At 35.2% G+C, this 5,857-nt stretch carries 3 protein-coding genes; 1 reads left to right on the forward strand and 2 read right to left on the reverse strand.

Annotated elements, in window-relative coordinates; all coding sequences use genetic code 11:
* On the forward strand, positions 1-3,743 hold a 3,743-nt coding region (locus N4A40_00915; GenBank protein MCT4660390.1), incomplete at its 5' end, for a sortase.
* 68 nt (positions 3,744-3,811) lie between these two features.
* Here the strand turns inward: N4A40_00915 and brnQ are convergent.
* Together brnQ and N4A40_00925 are read right to left on the reverse strand one after the other, a co-directional pair.
* Positions 3,812-5,158, reverse strand: coding sequence for a branched-chain amino acid transport system II carrier protein (brnQ, locus tag N4A40_00920; protein MCT4660391.1), 1,347 nt, complete (start codon positions 5,156-5,158; stop codon positions 3,812-3,814).
* Positions 5,159-5,524: 366 nt separating this feature from the next.
* The coding region (locus N4A40_00925; protein ID MCT4660392.1) for an AAA family ATPase at positions 5,525-5,857 on the reverse strand (333 nt) is incomplete at its 5' end.

Genomic DNA, 5,857 nt, shown 5'->3' on the forward strand with positions numbered 1-5,857 from the left:
GAAATAAGGTTGACCTAATTGTTCCAGATGGGAAAACTAATCCGTATGAATTTTCTATAAATGGCGGCACAGAAGAAGACGCCCAAAATTGGATTATTGAATATGGAGTTGGGTCACTAAATTCATTTGAAGAGATGAGAACAGCAGAAGATGCAGATGCATGGTATGCAGACTATGATTTAGCATTAGCTGATGGCAGAAATATAACAATGGTGAGAGCTAGAGCAAAAGATGGAATAAATTTAAAGGGAAATACTTCAGCAAGATTGGTGCTATACTATAGAACTAAAGCGGATATGGTAGAGATAGGCGACATTTTGCCGGTCTATGTTGCTGGAAAAGCAGAAAATGTAAATGCCGGTGATTGGAGAACAAGTACTTATGAAGCAGATATAAACAATCATGCAGGTTATGGTGACAGACTGACTATAACAAAAGCATATGCTAGAATCAAAAAGCTATTTGACGATTCACTAGAGGAAACAGGTCAAATTTCAATAAAGAATTCAGATCCAGTAGAGGTTTCATATAGATTAAACTTTACATTATCTACAGATGCAGGACTTGGAAAAGAAGTAGTTGAGGCAGATGTTAAAATAGTTGATACTATAAAATCAAGCTTTATGGAATATATTCCAAATAGTGCTACATTAGATGGTGAAGAAATAGATAATGAGACAATAAAGAAGTTAGCTGGTGGAGAGACCGAAATAACTTGGGAAATTCCGAATTGCCCAGTTAATGACTTGAGTAAATTACTGGTTTATGATACAAGAGTATCTGAAAATACACCAGACAAAGAGACAATAGAAAATGAAGTGGTTATTTCATCTCCACTAGATGTTAGTGGTGTTGAAAAAAGAACTAGTATTGCAACTCTTGAAGTTACAAATAACAATGCATGGGGAATCAGAGAGGAAGTAGAAAAAGATGTAGTTGAAATTGGGGAACCATTTGGTTTCAATATATATTATTCAAATTTCCAAAAAGAACCTATTAATGACTTAATATTCATGGCAAAGACACCAATTAGTGAAGCTTCAAGTTTTGATGGTGATTATTCTCTAGAAAGCTTTACGGCTGAAAATGGAGAGTCACTTTATGTTACTACAGAAGATGTATCTGATAAAGATTTTTCTTCATTAATGCAGCTTCAAGACACAGGAAATATTGCTTGGGAGAGTTATAATCCAGCTATTCACAAAATGGGAATTACGGCAATTAGATTTGATAGAGCAAATCTTCCTGGTAACACAGTAAATCAAAGAATCAGATTGGGATTGTTACCAAGTATGAATGTTGAAGGGAACTACTATACACATCAAACACCAGGATATAGTGATACGGTGAGAGACATTGTGGTTCAATCTAAAAGAGTTAGAACAGATGTAGTTTCAAGTGAAATTGGTAGATACGTTTGGAGAGACAAAAACGAAGATGGAATAAGAACTGCTGATGAAACTCCATTCGAGGGAGTGGAACTCATATTATATTCATGGGATTCATTATCAGGAGACTATGTTGAAAAGCAAAGAACTACAACGGATAGTAATGGATACTATGAATTTGATGGATTACATTCAGGAAAATACAAAGTTGAAGTAGTCAAAACTGGAGTATTGGACGATTATAGATTGGTAAGTGATCCAGATATAAATATGGACAATGAACATCAAGTAGATTTGGGAATAGATGAAGCATATATGTTAGCAAACTTTGGATACAATAAAGATGAGGTAGATCCTGATCCAAAGCCAGAACCACCAAAGCCGAAACCAGAGCCAGAGCCAGATCCATCAACAGCTAAAATCGGTAAATTTGTTTGGGTAGATGAAAATGAGAATGGAATGAAAGACAATGATGAGAGTGTTTTAGCAGATGTGAATATTGGTCTTTATATAAAAAACACTGCAGGGACATATGTTTTGAAAGCTCAAACAAAAACAGATAAACAAGGTAATTATGAGTTTTCAGGATTGAAAGCAGGAGAATATAGAGTAGAGATACTAGATAGCGATGTACTCGAAAATTACAAGTTAGTAAGTGATCCAGATTCAATAGAGGATGGAAAGCATCAGGTGAGATTATCTAGAGCACAGAGTTATATGCTAGCAAACTTTGGATATAAAAAGAAGGCGGATCCAAAGCCGAAACCAGAGCCACCGAAGCCAGATCCAGATCCTGAGCCAAAACCTCAAAAGCTTAATGCATCTATTGGTGAGTATATTTGGTATGACAAAGATTCAGATGGAAAAAGAGATTCTAAAGAATCAGGATTTGAAGACGTAGAAATCAGACTATACTTGTTAGATAAAGATAGTGATGATTATGAATTACATTTGACTACAGAGACAGATTCAGATGGATATTATTTATTTGAAAAACTAGCACCAGGAACGTATAAAGTTGAAGTAGATAAAAGAGATGATGAACTAGATGGATTCGATTTAGTAAGTGATCCAGATTCTAAAAAGGATCATAGGCATGTTGTAGAACTTGAGGCTAACGAGAAGTATAGAAAAGCAAACTTTGGTTACGATAAAGAACCTAAAGAATCTAAACCAAAGAAGAAAAAACCTAGACCTCGTCCAAAGCCAGAGCCTAAGCCGGAACCGAAACCAGAACCGAAACCAGAACCACCAAAACCAAAGCCAGATCCAAAACCTAACCCAAGACCTAATGTTCCGAAACCAAAGCCGCAGGATATAAGTGCGACTATAGAAGAGTATGTATGGCATGATGAAAATGAGAATGGGATAAGAGATATAAATGAAACTGGTTTTGCTGGAGTGACATTAGTGCTATTGAAGCAAAATGCACAAACAGGAAATTATACGGATATCGGAAGAACTAGAACTAATGCTGAGGGAAATTATATATTTTCAAACTTAGCAGCGGGAACATACAGAGTAGATGTAATGAAAGTTGGGGAACTCATGGACTATACTCTAGTAAGCGATCCTGATAGCATAAAAGACAATGCACATACTGTAGTTTTAAGTGCTGGGGAGCACTATAAATTAGCAAATTTTGGTTACAATAAGATTGAAAAATCAGAGCCAAAACTAGATCCAAAACCGGATATTAAAAAGCCAAAGACAAAAGAAGAATTGATAATACCAGAAGGTATAATCGAATTACCACAGACAGGTGCTATTGACGAAAATCAAATAGATCCAAAATTGGACGCTGAAAGACATGAGTCAGAAATAGTTGCCTATAGAGAAAGTACAAGTAAAGAGTTAACCTTAGTCGAGAACAAGAAAAATGAGCAAAATGAATTGATAAATAAGCCGAAGAATCCTATAGTGGGAATATTACAGATTCCAGTAATAAAGTTTAAGCAAACTATAAGAAGAGGCGCAACGAAAGAGAACCTTAACTTAGGAGCTTCTATGATTGATACCAATTATGTATTAGGAGCAAGTGGAAATCTTTCAATAGCAAACCACCGTAATATAAAGACATACGGTAAGAACTTTAACAGATTAGGTGAAGTTAAGAAAGATCACAAAATCATAGTTGAAGGAGACAACAAAATCTATACTTATGTAGTAACAAAAACATTTAAAGCAAAAAAAGATGAAGTATGGGTTGTTGGTCATGACTATGACAAGAAAGAAATAACACTTCTAACATGTGACTATGTAAACGGAAAAACAGTTAGAATGGTAGTTAGAGGAGAACTTTTGGAAGTAAAAGAAAAACCAATGACTAATGAAGAAACTATAATTAACAATTAGAGATATCAAATAACGAATATATATAAAAAGATCACTAGATGGAAAATCTAGTGATCTTTTTTATAGTATTAATTCTCGCCAATGACAGCTGCATCAAATCCATAAGCCATATCGTCGCTAGTTGCTTTGTTTTTATTCCAAACAAGGCCTAGAGCTACAGAACAAACTATAGCTGGCACAACCCAAGCAAAACCGTGAGCTGCGAATGGAAGATGCTGAGTTAAGTTATAAGCTTCTTCTATTCCAATTGCCTTGAAAATACCCATGTCTTTGAATGCATCGATCAAACTTATTGGTAGTGCACCTGCAACAGCACCGATGTAGAATGCATTGTTCTTGATTTTATCGCCGAAGAAATTCATTCCAATCAATATGATAACAAGTGGATAAACTATAGTCAAAATAGGAACAGCAAGTCCCACTATAGCTTCAACACCAATTACAGACATTGTTGCGCTAAAAAGTGTAGTTCCAATAACTGTTGCTTTGTAAGAAATTTTATTATTAAATAATTTCACAAAAGCCTCACCGCACACAGCAGTTAATCCAATAGATGTTGTTAAACAAGCTGCAGATACTACTACACTTAGAGCTCCTTGTCCAGCAGAGCCTAGGATAGATGTTGCAATAGCCATTATAAGTGAAGTTTTATCAAGACCAGCTTCAAATGTTCCGCTACCAGTAGCACCAAGATACAAAAGCCCCCCGTATACGAATGCCAAACCTGCACCTGCTAATAAACCAGCCTTTGTAGCCATTTTTAATTGAGTTTTGTGGTCTTTATATCCTTTATCTTTAAGGGCCAATAGAACAATACTTCCAAGAAGTACTGCGCCTAAAGCGTCCATTGTTTGATAGCCCTCAGTAAATCCGCTTGCAAAAGGTACAGCCATATCTGTGGAAATAGGTGTACCTATGGGGAAGAAAATACCTTTTATAATGATTGTTGAAATAACTACCAACAATATAGGTGTTAAAATCTTACCAATTTTATCAACTATACCAGATGGTTTCATTACAAAGGCTAGAGTGATTCCAAAATATATTATAGAAACTAAAATCGGGCTTACGTTTGGAAATGTTGGTTGTACACCGATTTCAAACACAGTCGCACCAGTCCTAGGGATGGCCAATAGTGGACCGATTGCCAAAACAACTAATAAAGTCATTACTTTACTGAAATGGTAGCCAACCTTGTTGCCCATTACATCAATACTTCCCCCGATCTTAGAAACTGTCAAAACTCCCATAACAGGTAATACAATTCCAGTAAGGAAAAAACCTAAAAAACATGAAAACCAATGATTGCCTGAAGCTAGTCCAAGTGCAGGTGGAAATATAAGATTTCCCGCACCGAAAAACATAGCAAAAAGTGCCGCGCCTACTACTATAAAATCTTTTCTTTCTTTTTGCATAATACCCCTCCATTTTATTCAATATTGCCGCTGTCTATAACTAAAGCAAAAAGCGTGCCAAATATGAATAAAATGCAACAAAGCGCTAAAAACAAGTGATAATCAATGTTTGACAAAAATAAAACGAAATAAAAAATCGAGAAAAGGATTTCCTTACCCCGAAATTCTCTTCACACATTGCAAAAAAAATATCAAAGCTTGCAAAAAATTTATCAAAGTAAATTGTGAAAACTAAAATAAAAAAGCCCTACATGAATGTAGAACTTTTATAATCACAAATTTGAGTATAAATATTTCCCCAAAATAGATAAAATACAGTGACAAATGCAAATTTAATTATTGAAGGGAGGGGGGACAAAATAAAAACTACCTATCATTTAGCCCATACTCATTGATTTTATTGCTCAGCTGTCTTCTGCTAATGCCTAAAATTTCAGCTGCATGGGTTATATTTTGCCCCGTTGATGCGAGAACTTCTTTTATATGAGCAATTTCAGTTTCCGTTCTGAGTTCTTTTAGCGTTTTTGTAAGATCACCTTGAGAAGTTTTATCGTCATCTGCATGAGACTCTAAGTCCAAAAGAGGTAAATCTTCATATTTTAGAAAACCATCATCTGAAAGAACAACTAATCGTTCTATTATGTTTTTAAGTTCACGTATATTACCAGGATAACTATAACTGAGTAGAAGTTTTTTGAC

This window comes from Tissierellales bacterium (assembly GCA_025210965.1).
Taxonomy (GTDB): Bacteria; Bacillota; Clostridia; order Tissierellales; family JAOAQY01; genus JAOAQY01.

Coding starts and splice junctions, on each gene's coding strand:
- brnQ (MCT4660391.1), bottom strand. CDS start 5,158: ATGCAAAAAGAAAGAAAAGATTTTATAGTAGTAGGCGCGGCACTTTTT.